The organism is Cylindrospermopsis sp. CR12 (assembly GCF_001432185.1).
Classification (GTDB): Bacteria; Cyanobacteriota; Cyanobacteriia; order Cyanobacteriales; family Nostocaceae; genus Raphidiopsis; species Raphidiopsis raciborskii.
This window is the reverse complement of the sequence record NZ_LMVE01000095.1, coordinates 1-392: the sequence shown is the minus strand read 5'-3', so window position 1 is coordinate 392 and position 392 is coordinate 1.

The following is a 392-nucleotide window of genomic DNA, read 5'->3' as shown; positions in this document are numbered from 1 at the left end:
GATAAACCTGTGCCTACCTACAAAGGAGAGCGATCGCTATTTTATAGGAGTGTAATTACCAAAGATGGGGAAAATCCTGCTAGGAGATAGATAAGGAGTGGCGATCGCTCGCGAATATCAAATAGTAGTGAGTGGAATTAAATATAAGATTAACGTAGGTTGGGTTGAGGAACGAAACCCAACACCCCCATGAGTCTCCTTACTCGACCCATTCTACAAATAATTGTGCTTCCTTAATTGTTATTAAGTTGTTTTTAAAAATATGCTGGATCATCTAAAAAAATATTTACTGTTATTAGATTTAAGTGGGTCAGTGAAATTAAATATAAGATTAACGTAGGTTGGGTTGAGGAACGAAACCCAACACCCCCATGAGTCTCCTTACTCGACCC